Source organism: Actinomadura sp. GTD37 (assembly GCF_041951365.1).
Classification (GTDB): Bacteria; Actinomycetota; Actinomycetes; order Streptosporangiales; family Streptosporangiaceae; genus Spirillospora.
Genome location: NZ_JBGNUS010000008.1, coordinates 158,859 through 173,335 on the forward strand (window position 1 = coordinate 158,859; position 14,477 = coordinate 173,335).

Annotated in this window: 15 protein-coding genes; 8 read left to right on the forward strand and 7 right to left on the reverse strand. The window is 71.4% G+C overall.

The window, feature by feature from the left end:
* The first annotated feature begins 342 nt into the window (after positions 1–342).
* Positions 343–762 carry an HIT family protein gene (locus tag ACA511_RS32855; protein WP_375028570.1) on the forward strand — a complete coding sequence of 140 codons (420 nt, stop codon included), beginning with the start codon at positions 343–345 and terminating at the stop codon, positions 760–762.
* Positions 763–767: 5 nt separating this feature from the next.
* Here ACA511_RS32855 and ACA511_RS32860 read toward each other — a convergent pair whose 3' ends face one another.
* Together ACA511_RS32860 and ACA511_RS32865 are read right to left on the reverse strand one after the other, a co-directional pair.
* Complete coding sequence (locus ACA511_RS32860) at positions 768–1,016, reverse strand: DUF1778 domain-containing protein (protein ID WP_375028571.1); 249 nt, start codon at positions 1,014–1,016, stop codon at positions 768–770.
* Positions 1,017–1,105: 89 nt separating this feature from the next.
* Positions 1,106–1,567: an Lrp/AsnC family transcriptional regulator gene (locus ACA511_RS32865; RefSeq protein ID WP_375028572.1), complete on the reverse strand. Its 462-nt coding sequence runs from the start codon at positions 1,565–1,567 to the stop codon at positions 1,106–1,108.
* Between the two features lie 164 nt (positions 1,568–1,731).
* On the opposite strand from ACA511_RS32865, the gene ACA511_RS32870 reads away from it, so the two are divergent.
* The 6 genes from ACA511_RS32870 to ACA511_RS32895 are packed head-to-tail and all read left to right on the forward strand — an operon-like array spanning position 1,732 to position 8,695.
* Positions 1,732–3,165 (forward strand): aminobutyraldehyde dehydrogenase, encoded by a 1,434-nt coding sequence (locus ACA511_RS32870; protein ID WP_375028573.1) that lies wholly within the window; start codon positions 1,732–1,734, stop codon positions 3,163–3,165.
* Between the two features lie 36 nt (positions 3,166–3,201).
* A complete protein-coding gene (locus ACA511_RS32875; protein ID WP_375028574.1) occupies positions 3,202–4,353 on the forward strand; it encodes an ABC transporter ATP-binding protein in 1,152 nt (383 codons plus the stop codon).
* The gene (locus ACA511_RS32880; RefSeq protein WP_375028575.1) at positions 4,350–5,594 is read left to right on the forward strand and encodes a spermidine/putrescine ABC transporter substrate-binding protein; all 1,245 of its coding nucleotides are present in this window, start codon (positions 4,350–4,352) and stop codon (positions 5,592–5,594) included. The genes ACA511_RS32875 and ACA511_RS32880 overlap by 4 nt, the downstream gene beginning before the upstream one ends.
* On the forward strand, positions 5,594–6,454 hold the full coding sequence (locus tag ACA511_RS32885; protein ID WP_375028576.1) for an ABC transporter permease: 861 nt from the start codon (positions 5,594–5,596) through the stop codon (positions 6,452–6,454). Before ACA511_RS32880 ends, ACA511_RS32885 begins: the two co-directional genes overlap by 1 nt.
* Positions 6,451–7,281 (forward strand): ABC transporter permease, encoded by an 831-nt coding sequence (locus tag ACA511_RS32890; protein ID WP_375028577.1) that lies wholly within the window; start codon positions 6,451–6,453, stop codon positions 7,279–7,281. The genes ACA511_RS32885 and ACA511_RS32890 overlap by 4 nt, the downstream gene beginning before the upstream one ends.
* Position 7,282: 1 nt before the next feature.
* Positions 7,283–8,695, forward strand: a complete 1,413-nt coding sequence (locus tag ACA511_RS32895) for an NAD(P)/FAD-dependent oxidoreductase (protein WP_375028578.1) — start codon at positions 7,283–7,285, stop codon at positions 8,693–8,695.
* 11 nt (positions 8,696–8,706) lie between these two features.
* Here the strand turns inward: ACA511_RS32895 and ACA511_RS32900 are convergent, their stop codons facing one another.
* Entirely contained in the window at positions 8,707–9,225 is a 519-nt protein-coding gene (locus tag ACA511_RS32900; RefSeq protein WP_375028579.1) for a PH domain-containing protein, read from the reverse strand.
* Positions 9,226–9,361: 136 nt separating this feature from the next.
* Between ACA511_RS32900 and ACA511_RS32905 the strand changes: the two genes are divergently transcribed.
* Positions 9,362–9,934 (forward strand): hypothetical protein, encoded by a 573-nt coding sequence (locus tag ACA511_RS32905; RefSeq protein WP_375028580.1) that lies wholly within the window; start codon positions 9,362–9,364, stop codon positions 9,932–9,934.
* Here ACA511_RS32905 and ACA511_RS32910 read toward each other — a convergent pair.
* The 4 genes from ACA511_RS32910 to ACA511_RS32925 form a co-directional block, all read right to left on the reverse strand.
* Entirely contained in the window at positions 9,898–11,085 is a 1,188-nt protein-coding gene (locus tag ACA511_RS32910; protein WP_375028581.1) for a hypothetical protein, read from the reverse strand. The two genes, ACA511_RS32905 and ACA511_RS32910, sit on opposite strands and share 37 nt — an antisense overlap.
* 173 nt (positions 11,086–11,258) lie before the next feature.
* Entirely contained in the window at positions 11,259–12,110 is an 852-nt protein-coding gene (locus tag ACA511_RS32915) for a transporter substrate-binding domain-containing protein (protein WP_375028582.1), read from the reverse strand.
* Complete coding sequence (locus ACA511_RS32920; protein ID WP_375028583.1) at positions 12,098–13,612, reverse strand: hypothetical protein; 1,515 nt, start codon at positions 13,610–13,612, stop codon at positions 12,098–12,100. The genes ACA511_RS32915 and ACA511_RS32920 overlap by 13 nt, the downstream gene beginning before the upstream one ends.
* A complete protein-coding gene (locus tag ACA511_RS32925; protein WP_375028584.1) occupies positions 13,609–14,475 on the reverse strand; it encodes an FHA domain-containing protein in 867 nt (288 codons plus the stop codon). Before ACA511_RS32925 ends, ACA511_RS32920 begins: the two co-directional genes overlap by 4 nt.
* Positions 14,476–14,477: the final 2 nt, after the last annotated feature.

The window sequence follows — 14,477 nt, forward strand, 5'->3', positions numbered from 1 at the left end:
GCCGGGACCTGGCCCGGCCGGGACCTGGCCCGGCCCGAACCTGGTCCGGCCCGGCCCGGGGGTCGCGGTCGTCGAGGCGCACCTCGGCGAGGTGCGCGTCGACACGGTTGTCGAAGTGGCGCACCGCTCGGCCCGAACGTGGCCCGGCCGGAACCCGGCCCGGCCCGGCCGGGATCTGGCCCGGCCCGAACTGGCTCGGCCCGGCCCAGGTGGGTCCGGCCCGGCCCGGGTGGGGGCGGCCCGGCCCGGGTGGGGGCGGCCAGGTTCGGGGAGGTTCGGGTGGCGGCTTGGGGGGTGTGGTGGGGCTTTTTTGGGGTGGTGGGGGTGAGGGAGGATAGGGGGATGGGTGATGGCTGTGTGTTTTGTGAGATTGTCCGTGGAGAGCGCAGTGCGCATGTCGTGTTGGACGTGCCGGACGCTCTTGGGTTTCTTGACGCGCGGCCTTTGTTCAAAGGGCATACGCTGCTGGTCCCGCGTGTGCACGTCGAAACGCTCACGGATTTGCCCGGAGAGCTTTTGGGGCCGTTCTTCGGGCATGCGCAGCGGCTCGCGGGCGTGATGGAGTCGGTGCTCGGTGCGGCGGGGTCGTTCGTGGCCATGAACAACCGGGTCAGTCAGAGTGTGCCGCACCTGCACCTCCATGTCGTGCCGCGCAACCGCAAGGACGGGCTGCGCGGGTTCTTCTGGCCGCGGCAGAAGTACGAGTCGGACGCCGAGGCGGCCGCGTACGCCGAGCGCCTGGCCGGTGCGCTCGGCGCGTGAGGCGGTCAGCTCGTCATGGCCGTCACGAGGGCGACGTAGGGGGTCGCCGCGGTGGGATCGGGGGGCGGTTCCTGGGCGGCGGCGTGCTCGTACAGGTCGCGTTCGGCGCGGTCCAGGGCGGCGGACAGGACGTAGTCGTTGACCGTCCAGCCGATCAGCTCCGCCGCCTCGCGGATCACGAGGAACTGGTCGGCGGAGGTGCGGAAGGCGATGTGCTCGGTGGCGGGAAGGTCCTGGCGGACCGACTCGGGCATGGCCGGTCTCCTTCCTTACGGCATCTAAAAGTACGCCGGGAGGTGTTGCCAGAACATCCCCACTGAGAACGAGAATCTGTGTGGAGCATTCAGCGCGTTCCCCAGGAGTAGGTCTGTTTACGCAGTTTGAGGTAGACGAAGCTTTCCGTGGACACGACTCCCGGGACGGCGCGGATGCGGCCGAGCAGTTCGAGCAGGCGTTCGTCGTCCTCGCAGACGAGTTCCAGGAGGATGTCGAACGAGCCTGCGGTGATCACCACGTAGTCGATCTCGGGCAGGCCGGCCAGCTCGTCGGCGATCTTCTCCAGGTCGCCCTCGCACTTGACGCCGATCATCATCTGCCGGGAGAAGCCGAGCATGAGCGGGTCGGTGACGCCGACGATCTGCATGACGCCGGTGTCGAGGAGCTTCTGGACGCGCTGGCGGACGGCGGCCTCCGACAGGCCGACGGCCTTGCCGATGGCGGCGTAGGAGCGGCGGCCGTCCTGCTGGAGCTGCTCGATGATGTGCTTCGCGGTCTCGTCGAGCTGGACGCGGGGTGCGCGTTCCATCACTGTCTCCTAGCTGCGGCATCGAGGGTGTGAGGCGTCTGCATCAAGTGAATTAGTCGTGAAATTCGATCGTAACAACGGAATCACTTGTGTTGGGCTGAAACCTCTGTAAGGGTCGGGCCAACAGGACACAACGGGCGGCGTTGCCCAGGAGGGACCTGAGGATGAGCGGCGAGCGGCTGCGCAACTTTATCGGCGGCGAGTACGTGGACGCCAAGGACGGGCGGACGCTGGAGGTGGCCGACCCCAGCACCGGCGAGACGTACGCGGAGGCGCCCGTGTCCGGCGCCGCGGACGTCGACGCCGCGTTCCGCGCGGCGGCCGACGCGTTCCCCGCCTGGCGCGACGCCACGCCGGCGGAGCGGAGCCTCGCGATGCTGCGGTTCGCGGACGCGGTCGAGGCGCGGGCCGAGGAGCTCGTCAGGGCCGAGGTCCGCGACACCGGCAAGCCGGTCCAGCTGACCCTGGACGAGGAGATGCCCCCCATGGTGGACAATCTCCGCTTCTTCGCCGGGGCCTCACGGGTTCTCGAAGGCAAGGCGACCGGCGAGTACATGGCGGACCACACGTCCTCGGTCCGGCGGGAGCCGATCGGGGTGTGCGCGCAGGTGACGCCCTGGAACTACCCGATGATGATGGCCGTCTGGAAGTTCGGCCCGGCGCTGTCGGCGGGCAACACCGTCGTGCTCAAGCCGTCCGAGACGACGCCGGCGAGCACGCTCATGCTGGCCGAGATCGCCGCGGAGTTCCTGCCCCCGGGCGTCTTCAACGTCATCTGCGGCGACCGGGACACGGGCCGCGCGCTGGTGGAGCATCCGACGCCGCAGATGGTGTCGATCACGGGCAGCGTGCGGGCCGGCATGGAGGTCGCCGCGGCGGCCGCCAAGGACCTCAAGCGCGTCCACCTGGAACTCGGCGGCAAGGCGCCCGTCGTGGTGTTCGACGACGCGGACGTCGCGGCGGCGGCGACCGGCATCGCCGAGGCCGGGTACTTCAACGCGGGCCAGGACTGCACGGCCGCCACCCGCGTGCTCGTCGCCGAACGGCTGCGGGAAGAGTTCACCGAGGCGCTCGTCGAGGCCGCCAAGGGGACCGCGGTCGGCCCGCCGAGCGACACCGGCGCCTACTACGGGCCGGTGAACAGCGAGGGCCAGCTCGACCGGATCCGCGGCTTCATCGAGCGGGCGCCCGGCCACGCGGAGGTCCTCACCGGCGGCGAGCGCGTCGGCGACCGCGGCTACTTCTTCGCGCCCACCGTCGTCGGCGGGCTGAAGCAGGACGACGAGTTGGTGCAGAACGAGGTGTTCGGCCCGGTCATCACCGTGCAGGGCTTCTCGGACGAGCAGCAGGCCGTCGCGTGGGCCAACGGCGTCAAGTACGGCCTCGCCGCGAGCGTGTGGACGCAGAACCACGGTCGCGCCATGCGGATGAGCAAGGCCCTGGACTTCGGCGCCGTGTGGGTCAACACCCACATCCCGTTCGTGTCGGAGATGCCGCACGGCGGCTTCAAGCATTCCGGCTACGGCAAGGACATGTCGATGTACGGCATCGAGGACTACACCCGCGTCAAGCACGTCATGCACTACATCGGCGGCTGAGCACCGCCGAACGAGCCCGTGAAGGAAGACCCCGCCATGACCGAGACCCAGCAGGCCCCGGCGCGCGATGACCCGGGTCGCGCAGTTCCCGCCATCGAGCTCACGGGAGTGGAGAAGGCGTACCACGCCCATGGCGAGACCGTGGCCGCGGTCCGCGGCATCGACCTGGAGATCGCGCAGGGCGAGTTCTTCTCGCTGCTCGGCCCGTCCGGCTGCGGCAAGACGACGACCATGCGGGTGATCGCCGGGTTCGAGGAGCCGACGGCGGGCAGGGTCAGCCTCCACGGGCAGGACGTCACCGACGTGCCCGCCAACCGGCGCGACGTGAACATGGTGTTCCAGTCGTACGCGCTGTTCCCGCACATGAGCGTCTTCGAGAACGTCGCGTTCGGCCTGCGCCGGCGCGGCGTCCCGAAGGCGGACATCACGTCGCGGGTCGGGGACATGCTGGACATCGTCGACTTGGCGGGACGGGAGAGGCGCCGTCCCGCCGAGTTGTCCGGCGGCCAGCAGCAGCGGGTCGCGCTGGCCCGCGCGCTGGTGAACCGGCCGCGCGCCCTGCTGCTGGACGAGCCGCTCGGCGCGCTCGACCTGAAGCTGCGGCAGGCGATGCAGGTCGAGCTGAAGCGCATCCAGCGCGAGGTCGGCATCACGTTCGTGTACGTGACGCACGACCAGGGCGAGGCCCTGACCATGTCGGACCGCATCGCGGTCATGAACGACGGGCGGGTCGAGCAGCTCGGGACGCCGCGGGAGATCTACGAGCATCCGGCGACGCGGTTCGTGGCCGGGTTCATCGGGACGTCCAACCTGCTGGGCGGGGAGGTCACCGAGGCCGGGGGAGGCGCCGCGGTGATCTCCTACGGCCCGGACGGGCGGATCGAGGTCCCGGTCGGCGGCGGCCGGAAGATCGCGGCGGGGGAGCGGCTGGAGCTGACCGTCCGGCCCGAGAAGATCGGCATCGCGCTGGAGCGGCCGGCGGACGACCTGTGCGGCGTCCGCGGCACCGTGACCGAGGTCGTGTACCTCGGGACGTCGACGAACTACAACATCACCACGTCCGCCGGCGCCGACGTGGTCGTGTTCCTGCAGAACGCCACGTCCGCCGACGACATCGCCGCCCGCGGCGACAGCGTCTGGCTGTCGTGGGACCCGCGCCACTCTTACGCCATAGGAGCCCCCCAGTGAGCAACATCGACCCCGCCTTCCTGCGCGGACTCACCCGCCCGCGCCTGGCACGGTCCGCCATGGCGCGCCGGGACGTCCTGCGGCTGATGGGCGCGGCCGGCGCGGGCCTCGCCCTGTCGGCCTGCGGCGTGCAGGGGCAGGGCGGCAAGGAGAAGGTCAGCCGGACCGACGTCCAGCAGTACTGGGCGGGCAAGGCCAAGAACGGCAGGCTCGACTGGGCGAACTGGCCGGGCTACATGCAGGACGACCACTCGACGATCAAGGCGTTCGAGAAGGAGACGGGCATCAAGGTGACCTACAAGGAGGTCATCCAGGAGATGGGCCCGTGGTTCGGCAAGATCCAGGCGCCGCTGTCGGCCGGCCAGTCCATCGGCTTCGACCTGATGGTCATGACGAACGGGATCCAGCTGGAGCAGTCCCGCCAGCTCGGCTATTTGGCGCCGCTCGACCTGTCGAAGCTGCCGAACTTCCAGAAGAACGCGGGGGCGTCGTTCAAGAACCCGTCCTACGACCCCGGCAACGCCCACACGATCCCGTACGAGTCGGGCGTGACGGGCATCGCGTACAACACCAAGTACGTCGACGAGGAGATCACCGGCATCGCCCAGCTCTTCGACGCGAAGTACAAGGGCAAGGTCGGCATGATGGGCGACTCGCAGGAGCTCGGCAACTTCGGGATGTTCCTGCTCGGCATCGACCCGGAGAAGTCGACGAAGGCCGACTGGGAGAAGGCCGCCGCGAAGCTCCGCGAGCAGCGCGACAAGGGCATCGTCCGCAAGTACTACAGCCAGGACTACGTCGACGCCGTCAGCAAGGGCGACGTGTGGATGACGATGGCGTGGTCCGGTGACGTCTACAGCCTCACCAGCCCGGACGTGAAGTTCGTGGTGCCCGAGGAGGGCGGCACGATCTGGACCGACAACATCTGCATCCCGAAGACCGCCGCGAACCCGGTGGACGCGCTGACCCTCATGGACTGGCTGTACGTCCCGGAGAACAACGCCCCGCTGACCGAGTTCATCAACTACATGCCGCCGATCCCGTCCACGCGGGCGATCCTGGAGCAGAAGGCGGCGCAGGCCACGGGATCGGACAAGAAGGACCTGACCCGGCTGAGCACCAGCCCGCTGATCTTCCCGTCCGAGAACGACCTGGCGAAGCTGCGGCACTACCGGCGGCTCACCCAGGCCGAGGAGGCCGACTACCAGAAGATCTTCGAGCCCATCTCCAAGGGGTCGTGATGGCGCGGGGACGGGGGCGGCTCACGCCGTACCTCATGATCCTGCCGAGCGGGCTGTGGATGGCGGCGTTCTTCCTCGTCCCGATGGTGCTGATGGTGTCCCTGTCGCTGCAGACGGGGAACCTCATCGACGGGTTCCGGCAGACGTTCCACTGGCAGAACTACCTCGACGGGATCGACACCTACGGCGACAAGTTCGTCCGGTCGCTCTGGTACGGGTTCCTGGCGACGGTCGCGTGCATCGTGATCGCCTACCCGGCCGCGTACTGGATCGCGTTCCGCGGCGGACGGCACAAGTCGACGTACCTCTTCCTGATCCTGCTGCCGTACTTCGTGTCGTTCATCCTGCGGACGGTGTCCTGGAAGCTGGTCCTGACCGACAACGGGCCGATCCTCGGGCCGCTGCGCGGCACGGTCCTCCCCGACGACTTCCACATCCTCGACACGGGCGTCGCGGTCGTGTCCGGGCTCACCTACAACTTCCTGCCGTTCATGGTGCTGCCGATCTACGTGGCGCTGGAGCGGATCGACCACCGGGTGGTCGAGGCGGCCTACGACCTGTACGCGAGCCGCCTGCAGGCGTTCACGCGGGTGATCCTGCCGCTGTCGCTGCCCGGCGTCTTCGCCGGCGTCATCATGACGTTCGTGCCGGTGTCGTCGGACTACGTCAACGCCGAGGTCCTCGGCGGCCCGCAGAACACCATGATCGGCAACGTGATCCAGACCGAGTACTTCAACAACAGCGCCTACCCGATGGCGTCGGCGCTGTCGTTCTCGCTGATGGCGATCCTGCTCGTCGGGATCTTCGCCTACGCGCGGACCCTCGGCACCGAGGACGTTCTGGAGGCGGCGGGACGATGACGACCCTCACCACCACCGAGGCCCCGGCGGAGCGGCCCCCGGCCCGTCCGAAGCGGAAGGTCTCCGGGCTGCACGCCTACACCCTCGTGCTGATCGCCTGGCTGATCCTGCCCATCGCGATCATGATCCTGTTCGGGTTCAACGACACCCGCAGCAAGCAGAACTTCGAGTGGCAGGGCTTCACGCTCAAGTGGTACCGGCACCTGTTCGACAAGGGCGACCTCACCACCGCGGTCGTCAACTCCCTGACGATCGCGCTGCTCAGCACGCTGATCACCACGGTGCTCGGGACGTTCGCGGGCCTCGCGCTCGGCCGGTACCGGTTCCGCGGCAAGGGCTCGACGAACCTCGTGCTGTTCATGGCGATCTCCTGCCCGGAGATCGTGATGGGCGCGTCGCTGCTGTCGATGTTCGTCACGTTCAACCTGCCGCGCGGCTACCTGACGATCCTCGTGGCGCACGTGATGTTCTCCATCGCGTTCGTCGCCGTCACCGTCCGGGCCCGCGTCGTCGGCCTCGACCCGGCGGTGGAGGAGGCGGCGCAGGACCTCGGCGCCGGCCCGTGGACGCGGTTCCGCCTCGTCACCCTGCCGATGATCATGCCAGGCGTGCTGGCGGGGGCGCTGCTGGCGTTCGTGCTGTCCATCGACGACTTCGTCATCACCAACTTCACCAGCGGCGCCACCGTCACGTTCCCGCTGTGGATCTACGGCTCGACCCGGACGGGAACGCCGCCGCAGGTCAACGTGATGGGGACGCTCATCTTCGCGGTCGGCATCGTCATCGCGGTCGTCGCCGCGCGGCGCAACATCCGCGCGGCGCGCTGAGATGGACGTCCGGAAGGCGCTCGCCGAGGCCGAGCCCGTGCCGTTCTGGCTCCAGGACGGGGCCCGCCCCGCCGCCGGTCCGCCGCCGGAGGGGACGCGGGCGTGCGACCTCGCGGTCGTCGGCGGCGGCTACAGCGGCCTGTGGACGGCCCTGCTCGCCAAGGAGCGCGACCCGTCCCTGGACGTGGTCGTGCTGGAGGCGGGCCGGATCGGCGCCGCCGCGTCGGGACGCAACGGAGGGTTCTGCGCCGCCAGCCTCACCCACGGCCTGGAGAACGGCGCCGGACGCTGGCCGGACGACATGGCGGCCCTCGAACGCCTCGGCCGCGGCAACCTCCGCGCCATCGGCGACACCCTCGCGAAGTACGGGATCGACGCCGAGTGGGAGCCCACCGGCGAGATGGACGTCGCCACCGAGGAATGGCAGGTCCCGGGCCTCGCGGAGGCGGCGGAGACGGCGGCCGGGCTCGGCTGGGAGCCCGTCCTCCTCGACCGGGACGCCGTCCGCGCCGAGGTCGACTCGCCGACCTACCGCGCCGGGCTGTGGAACCCGGACTCGGCCGCGATGGTGCACCCAGCGAAGCTGGCGTGGGGGCTCGCCGGCGCGTGCCGCTCCCTCGGCGTCCGCATCTTCGAGAACGCCCGCGTCACGGGCCTGAATCCGGGCGGGGGCGGCCTCCGGCTGACCGTCCACAACGGTGCGGCGGTCGCCGCCCGGCGGGTCGTCCTCGGCACCGGCGCGTTCCCGCCGCTGGTGAGGCGGCTGCGCAACTACGTCGTTCCCGTGTACGACTACGCGCTGATGACGGAACCGCTCACTCCCGCGCAGCGCGCGGCCATCGGCTGGCGGCACCGGCAGGGCGTCGGCGACAGCGCCAACCAGTTCCACTACTACCGGCTCACCGCCGACGACCGGATCCTGTGGGGCGGCTACGACGCCGTGTACCACTACGGCAACGGGATGCGGCGCGAACTGGAGAACCGCCCCGCCACGTTCGAGACCCTCGCCCGGCACTTCTTCGAGACGTTCCCGCAGCTCGAAGGCGTCCGCTTCACCAACTCCTGGGGCGGCGTCATCGACACGTGCAGCCGCTTCTGCGCGTTCTTCGGGACGGCCTTCGACGGCAGGCTCGCCTACGCGGCCGGGTACACCGGCCTCGGTGTCGGCGCCACCCGCTTCGGCGCGGACGTCATGCTCGACCTGCTGCGCGTCGGCCTCGCGCCCGGCGAGGACACCGAGCGGACACGGCTGACGATGGTGCGCACCAAGCCCGTCCCGTTCCCGCCCGAGCCGCTCCGGTACGGCGTCATCGAGCTGACCCGCCGCGAGATCGCCCGCGCCGACCGCAACGCGGGCCGCCGCGGCCTCTGGCTCCGCACCCTCGACCGCATGGGCCTCGGCTTCGACTCGTGAGACCGGCCGGATCAGTCGGGGGAGGCGTCGGTGCTGCCGAAGATCACCGAGGAGACCTCCAGGTAGAGCTGCTCCGGGTACGGCATGAAGGGGATGCTCTGGAGCCACTGCTTCTGGCCCGCGGTCTCGGTGCGGAACTCGCCGTAGCCGAGCAGGCGGCCGCCCATGGAGCGGTTCAGCGTGATGTCGGTGACCTTGGCCAGCGGCATCATCACGACGTTGCGGTTGAACACGCCGTTGATCACCATCACCCGGTGCTCGGTGACCAGGAAGAACTCCACCGACCAGGCGATGACCTTCCAGGCCAGGTAGGCGACGGTGATCAGCCACAGCCACCAGATCCAGGCGATGCCGGTCACCGCGCTGACCGCGCCGCACGCGACGAGCCCGGCGACGACGGCCGCGACGGGCACGAGGAGGACGGCGGGATGCTTGCGCACCGCGATGACGCGCCCCTCGTAGGACATCAGATACTTGTCGACGGTGCGCGAGGAGTTGTCGCGGTGCACCATCATGTCCTGCAGATTCACGGCGGCGTCCTCGTCATGATCCGGTTGCTCCAACGGTAGCCGACGCGCCGCCGGCCGCGCAGCGGCCGCGCGGTAAGGGCTCTGGCCCCCGAGAGGATCTTGTGGACGGCGGAGCCGGAGCCCGATGATGGAACCCATGGAGTTCACGCCGGACGTGACGGGACGTCCCATCTGGCGGCTGCTGCTGCGGGGCCTCGGCGTCTACCTGCCGGGCTGGGAGATGCCGGCGGGCGCGCTGCGGGTCCGGCCCGGGACGGCGGCCCCCGGCTTCGGGCCGCCCGCCTACCTGGACGGCGACACCGGGTTCGGCGTGCAGGTCCCGGACCGCCGGCGGGGCCTGGAACCGGACCGGGAGATCTACGTCCGCGGCCGGGAGGACCCGAGCTTCGGCATCGTCGTCGCGGGCCCCTCCGCCGCGATCGGCAGCCGCGTCGTGGACGCCGGCGTGCTGATGCGGTTCGCGCGCCGCCTGACGTTCGAGGACCTGTTCGACACCGCCGACGCCGACTCCGTCCCGTACGCGGTGCGCGGGGCGCGGGCGGTGGAGAACGTGGTGTTCCTCGACCGCGCGGCCGGGATCGGGCTGTGCGCCGAGGTCGACCCGCTCACCCGCGCGGCCGGCTGCCCGCTGTACGTGCGCATCGGCGGCCCCGCCGAGCGCAGCGTCCGGGCCTACGCCCTGCCCCAGCCGGTGAGGTCCCAGAGCTGATGGGTCGGCAGCCGCCGCAGCCGGACGGTCGCGGCGGCCGGGTCCCAGAACACCTCGTCGCTCTCCAGCTCCAGTGACTGCCCGGCCGTCAGCACCGCGCACAGCAGCTCGTCCCGCGTCCGGACGGCCATGAGCGGGCCGATCTGCGCGACGGCGCCGGAGCACTCGGCGAGCGTCCGCAGGAGGGACTTGAGGGCCGCCTCGTCCTCGGGCGGGCGGACCGGCTCGACCCCGGACGGGACGCCGGGCTCCACCCGGGCGAGCCCGCGCCTGGGCTCGGCGGCGCCGTTGTGCGGCAGGTCGGCGCCCGTGGAGATGAGCAGCGCGCTGAACACCCCGGCGAGGTCTTCGGCGGTGTGCCCGCCGAGGAAGTAGCGGCGCCGCTCGGGCGAGCCGGGCGCGGGCCCGTCCGGGCCCTCGGCGGTGCGGAACCGGACGTTCAGCCGGCTCGCGCGCACGCACCGCTCGTACATCTCGCAGAGGATGTCCTCCAGCTGGTCGTCGCGCGTCCAGAGCCGGCCGGTGGCGGTGACGGCGTCGCCGTGGGAGCGGGGACGGCCGGTGAGCGCCGCGGTGACGGTGTCGTCCAGCTCGCCCTCGGTGAACTGGAGCAGCTCGGCGACGACGTCCTCGACGTCCTCCAGGGTGCGGGTGAGGGTGCGCTGCAGATCCAGGATCTCCGCGCCGCCGCGCTCCAGGTCGGACAGCCGGTCCAGGGCCGCGTCGACCTTCCCGGAGGCGGACTCGCCGTGCGCGCGGGTGACGGCGCGCACCGACGTCTCGACCTCGCCGAGCTTGCGGCGCAGCGCCGCGAGGGTGATCCGCTGCTGCTCCAGCTCGCGCAGCCGGCCCGCCTGCGTCCGCAGGTAGTCGTCGGCCTGGTGGACGAGGCCCGCCAGCTCCTCGACCTGCCCGGTGTTCTGCCGGAGCCGGTTGTCGAGGGCGGGCAGCACGTCCTGCTTGACCCGCGACAGCTCGGCGGTGAGCTGCTCGCCGACCGTGACCAGGACGTTGTTCTGCTTGGTGACCTGGTCGTTCAGCTCGTCGATCCGGCGGGTGAACGCGTTGGCCTGGTCGCGGCTCTGCTTGCCCGCGTAGAGTTCCAGCGCCCCCACCACGACGCACATCACCACCAGGATGACCGTCGTCATGGCACTCCTCGGGCGGGACGGTGATTTCCGGATCGGGTTTTGATCGCGACCATAACTTACGATCACGGACGCCGACCGGAACTTACGTAACCGTCTGATCTCCATGACCGGGGGGTCTCAACGGCACGTCCAGTGTCACTGCGTAACCGGGTCCGTGCTACTGGTGGCCGCGTTCAGACGCAGCCCTCGAACTGCGGGACGGTGGTGGTGATCTTCAGTCCGGACGTCCCGAACCACCGCTTCAGCAACGCCGGGGCGGTCCTCTCCTGGTACATCTCGGTGATCGCCTTGTTCACCGCCTCGCAGCCCGCCACGTCGCCCTTCCGGATGCCGACGCCGTACGGCTCGTCGGTGAAGGGCGCGTTGACGACGCTGAGCCTCTGGCCGCTTCCGGACGCCTTGCCCGCGAGGCCCGCGAGGATCAGGTCGTCGGTGGAGACCGCGTCGAGCCGGCCGGCGACGAGGTCGGTCAGGCAGTCGGCGTAGCCGTCCGCCTCGACCGGCAGCGCGGCGATGCCCTGCTCGTCGTGGACGCGGGGGAACGACACCGACCCCCGCACCCTGCAGAGCCGCCTGCCCTTCAGGTCGTGGATGCTCCGGATCTTCGCGCCGTCCGACGCGCGGACGAGGATGTCCTGGTGGGCGACGTAGTACGGGCCCGCGAACGACACGTCGACCTTGCGCTCGGGGGTGACGGAGTAGCTCGCCACGACGAGGTCGACGTCGCCGTTCCCCAGCATCTTCTCGCGCGTCGCCGAGGTCACGCGCTTGAACGCCAGGTTCGCCCCGGTGACGCCGAGCCGCCGGGCGATCTCCTTGGCGACGTCGATGTCGAAGCCCTCGTACCCGCCGCCCCTGCCCTCGCCGACGCCGGGCTGGTCGGCGTTGACGCCGATGACGAGCCGGTCCGCGCCGGCCACCGACTCCTCGCCGGCGTCCGCGACGCCGCACGCCGTGCCCGACCCGAGGACCGCGGCCGCGGCGAGGACGGCCGCCGCGGCGCGCCGCGCCCTCACTTCGACCACCGGTACTCCGCGAGGCGGGGACGCACCCCGGCGAGCACGAGCAGGGCGATCACCACGCCTGCGGCGGGCAGGACCGCGTACCAGCCGCTCGTCCCGCCGTCCCCGTCCTCGACCGCCTCGTCGAACGCCTTCTGGTGGACGCGGGCGAGCTCCTGGAGGGAGCGGTCGTAGACGGTGAAGTCGGCGGCGGCGCCGCCGCGGGCGGCGACGGCCTGGTCCCGCTGCCCCGCCTTGACGAGGTCCCTCATCCGGCGGTCGTTGGCCTGGACCTTCTGGTAGGCGCTCAGGGTCTTGCCCATGACGCCCGCCAGCTGCGCCTCCCGCTCGCCCGACTCCGCCGGCCGGTTGGCCTCGGTGCCGAGGAACCCGAGGAACTTCGCCCGTCCGGGCTCGAACGACAGGTCCTTCTGCACCTCGTCGTTGTACTGGGTCAGGTTGCCCGCCTTCAGGTAGAGGACGGTCTGGGACTTGCTCAGGTACACCTGCTCGTAGGCGTCCGCCCGTCCGGGATCGAGCAGGAAGCGGGTCTCGTCGGCGCTCGCGCTGTTGCTGATGGCGCGCGTCCGCGAGAGGGCGAGGATCGAGTCGAACCCCTCCTCCTTGGCCTTGCGCAGATGGTTCGCCTGACCGGACAGCATGAGGGCGCCCACCGCGACCAGGACGAGCGTGCCGAGCGTGGCCAGCGCCAGCGGCACGTTCAGCAGGCGGCGGAACCGCTTCGCCAGGTAGAGCTGGAACCCGGCGAGGGTCGCCAGCAGCGCGAGGCCCGCGACGAGGATCCCCGTGCGGCCCGTCAGGACCGCGGACCGCTTGTCCTCGTAGGTGTGCCGGACGAGCGTCCCGTTGTCGAGCGTCAGGTTGTACGCCTTGGGCAGCAGGTCCAGCTTCATCAGGTCGGTCGCCTGCCGGTAGAGGTCGATGACCTTCTGCGACGGCGGCCCGGACGCGTGCGGGGTCTGCCGGTCGAGCAGCAGCGCCTGCCCGGCGAGCCGCTCGTAGCGGCCGAGCGCGTCCAGCACGTCCTTGGCGGTGTTGTCCTCCGTCTTCTCGTCGGCGAGCTTGGCGGCCTTCAGCAGCGCGTCCCCGGCCTTCTGCCGGTTCTCCTCGTAGCGGGCGAGGGCCTGCTCGCGCCCGCCGCCCGCCGCGCCGCCGATCAGCAGCGCGTTGGCGAGCTGCGCGTCCATGTCGGTGAGCTGGAAGTACAGGTCGCCGGTCGCGACGACCTGCGGGCCCGCGTCGTGGCCGATGACCCGCACGCCCTCGCGGGCGTTCGCGATCGCCGCCCAGCCGGCGCCGAGCAGGACCACGAGCAGGACGAGCGACAGCGCGGTCAGCGCCCGGACGCGGGCCGCGACCGTGCGCGGCAGCAGCCGCGCGACACCGGCCGGCGGCGCGTCGGACGCCCGCCGGAGCCGTCCGGCGGAGCCGCGGCGGGCGGGCGGCGGCGCCGGCGCGGAAGGGGCGGGGGGCCCCGCCGGGGGAGCCTGCTGAACGGCCGTCATGTCGCCTCGCCTCGGGTGAGCGTGATGGTGGTCCAGGCGCCCACGTGGATGCGGTCTCCCTCGGAGACGGGGACCTCCACGTTGTACGGGATCGGATCGGTGGACCCGTTGACGCAGGTCCGGTTGGTGGAGCCGGGGTCGACCAGCGTCCAGGCGCCGTCCGGCCGGGCCAGCAGCACCGCGTGGACGTGGGAGACGCCGGGGTCCTCGGGCGGCTCGCGGAGGTCGATCTCCGGCGGGGACGGCTGGGACGAGCTGCGCCGCCCGATCCGGATCTCCCGCCCGGTGAGCGGAATCCGCCGTTCGGGCGCGTACGGGGGGAACGCGAGCGCCGCCGAGTCGGGCCCCTCCTCGGCGATGACCGTGCCGAAGTACTCGCGGTCGGCCGTCACCACCGCCGTCCAGACCGCCCCGGGGACCGGCGGGGCCGGAACGGGCGGAGCGGGCACCGGAGGCGCCGGGACGGGCGGCTGCGGCACGGGCGGCGCGGGCACCGGCGGCTGCGGCACCGGCGGCGCGGGCACGGGCGGGGCGGGCATCGGGGGCGCGGGCCGCGGATTGGACGGTTCCCGGAGCGCCGGATCGGGCGCCGGCGGGACGGGCGGGCCCGGCCGGGCGCTGTGGGCGGGAGCCGTCCTCGGCGTGGGCAGGCCGCCGCCGGTCTCGAAGTCGTAGCCGCACACCTCGCAGAACCGGTCGGCGCCGGGCGTCCCGCAGTCGGGGCACGCCCGCGGTTCCGGGGCGGGCGGCGCGGCGCTCCCCGCCGGTGAGGCGTTCCCCGCCGGGGCGCCGGCGATGGCCTCGCCGCAGACGTCGCAGTAGTCCGCCGACCGGGAGGTGTGTCCGCTGGGGCAGCTCGCCATGC

What these genes read in the sequence shown, in the direction of transcription:
- ACA511_RS32855 (WP_375028570.1), top strand. Translation starts at nt 343, where the DNA reads ATGGGTGATGGCTGTGTGTTTTGTGAGATTGTCCGTGGAGAGCGCAGT.
- ACA511_RS32860 (WP_375028571.1), bottom strand. Translation starts at nt 1,016, where the DNA reads ATGCCCGAGTCGGTCCGCCAGGACCTTCCCGCCACCGAGCACATCGCC.
- ACA511_RS32865 (WP_375028572.1), bottom strand. Translation starts at nt 1,567, where the DNA reads ATGGAACGCGCACCCCGCGTCCAGCTCGACGAGACCGCGAAGCACATC.
- ACA511_RS32870 (WP_375028573.1), top strand. Translation starts at nt 1,732, where the DNA reads ATGAGCGGCGAGCGGCTGCGCAACTTTATCGGCGGCGAGTACGTGGAC.
- ACA511_RS32875 (WP_375028574.1), top strand. Translation starts at nt 3,202, where the DNA reads ATGACCGAGACCCAGCAGGCCCCGGCGCGCGATGACCCGGGTCGCGCA.
- ACA511_RS32885 (WP_375028576.1), top strand. Translation starts at nt 5,594, where the DNA reads ATGGCGCGGGGACGGGGGCGGCTCACGCCGTACCTCATGATCCTGCCG.
- ACA511_RS32890 (WP_375028577.1), top strand. Translation starts at nt 6,451, where the DNA reads ATGACGACCCTCACCACCACCGAGGCCCCGGCGGAGCGGCCCCCGGCC.
- ACA511_RS32895 (WP_375028578.1), top strand. Translation starts at nt 7,283, where the DNA reads ATGGACGTCCGGAAGGCGCTCGCCGAGGCCGAGCCCGTGCCGTTCTGG.
- ACA511_RS32905 (WP_375028580.1), top strand. Translation starts at nt 9,362, where the DNA reads ATGGAGTTCACGCCGGACGTGACGGGACGTCCCATCTGGCGGCTGCTG.
- ACA511_RS32910 (WP_375028581.1), bottom strand. Translation starts at nt 11,085, where the DNA reads ATGACGACGGTCATCCTGGTGGTGATGTGCGTCGTGGTGGGGGCGCTG.
- ACA511_RS32920 (WP_375028583.1), bottom strand. Translation starts at nt 13,612, where the DNA reads ATGACGGCCGTTCAGCAGGCTCCCCCGGCGGGGCCCCCCGCCCCTTCC.
- ACA511_RS32925 (WP_375028584.1), bottom strand. Translation starts at nt 14,475, where the DNA reads ATGGCGAGCTGCCCCAGCGGACACACCTCCCGGTCGGCGGACTACTGC.